The organism is Pseudomonas sp. NPDC087639, assembly GCF_044743385.1.
Taxonomy (GTDB): domain Bacteria; phylum Pseudomonadota; class Gammaproteobacteria; order Pseudomonadales; family Pseudomonadaceae; genus Aquipseudomonas.
The window spans coordinates 1-1,259 of the sequence record NZ_JBIUWI010000188.1; the positions used below are offsets into that span (position 1 = coordinate 1).

The following is a 1,259-nucleotide window of genomic DNA, read 5'->3' on the forward strand; positions in this document are numbered from 1 at the left end:
TGATCTGGCTTAATGATTCTGGACACCCCTAAAGGGCGGTAATCTACGCCCAGCGACGAGGTGTGATATGACCAGACGATATTTTTCGACAGATTTCAAACGGGATGCGGCTTGCCTGGTTTTGGATAAAGACTATTCGGTGAGTGAAGCCTGCGAAGCAATGGGTGTGGGCCCTACAGCTCTGCGCCGCTGGGTTGAGCAGTTGCGCGCGGAGCGCAGCGGCAAGACACCTGAGAAGTCCAAAGCCATGACCGTTGACCAACAACGCATCCAGGAACTGGAAGCAACAATTCGACGGATTGAGCGCGAGAAGGAAATTTTAAAAAAGGCTACAGCTCTCTTGATGTCGGATTCCCTCGATCGGTAAGGCTGGTTGAGGAGTTAAGCGAGCAGTATTCAAGATCCGAGTTGTGCGGCGTATTTGGAATCAATCGCAGCAGTTATTACGAACGTTTGAAACAGCGGGCAAAGGCGGATAACGAGCGTAATCGCCTAAAGATCAAAGCTGCTGAATTACATGAGCAAAGTCGCGGCTCAATGGGCGCGCGCGGTCTGTCAAAGGCGCTGTGTAACGAAAAAGAGTCGGTAGGTCGTTACATGGCTCGTAGCCTGATGCGCGAGCTTGGGTTGAAGAGCCAGCAACGGCGCAGGCATCGTTACAAACCCAGCGGTGCGGAGGCGCAATACGCCCCCAATCATTTGGAGCGAAAGTTCAACGTCGAGGCACCCAATCAAGTGTGGTGTGGCGACGTGACTTACATTTGGGCCGGTACTTACTGGGTTTATCTGGCTGCTGTGCTTGATCTGCATGCCCGGCGCATCGTCGGCTGGGCGATGTCCAAAAGCCCGGATTCTGTGCTGACCTGTCGAGCGTTAAAGATGGCTTTCGAGTCGCGAGGACGCCCTGAAAACTTGATGTTTCATTCGGATCAGGGTTGCCATTACAGCAGCAAAATGTTCCGTGAAACGCTGGCGGACATGCGCATAAAACAAAGCATGAGTCGACGAGGAAACTGCTGGGATAACGCCCCGATGGAACGTTTCTTTGGCAGCTTGAAATCTGAATGGATACCCAAGGCTGGCTACCGAAACGAAGACGAGGCCAGTACCGATGTGTTGCGCTACCTGACCCATTATTACAATCGGATCAGGCTGCACAGTTACAACGGCTATCGAACTCCGGTAGCCATGGAAGCCTTGGCAGCATGAGAAATGACCTTAACCCTATAACCGTGTCCAGTATCGTTTGACCAGATCAA

At 52.3% G+C, this 1,259-nt stretch carries 1 protein-coding gene; it reads left to right on the plus strand.

Annotation, left to right across the window (positions count from 1 at the left end):
- The first annotated feature begins 67 nt into the window (after window positions 1-67).
- Window positions 68-1,209 (plus strand): IS3 family transposase gene (locus tag ACIOVB_RS27770; RefSeq protein WP_401272306.1). Its coding sequence is split into 2 segments (ribosomal slippage): window positions 68-329 and window positions 329-1,209, totalling 1,143 coding nucleotides; the frame shifts between segments, so codons are not numbered across the junction.
- Window positions 1,210-1,259 lie beyond the last annotated feature (50 nt).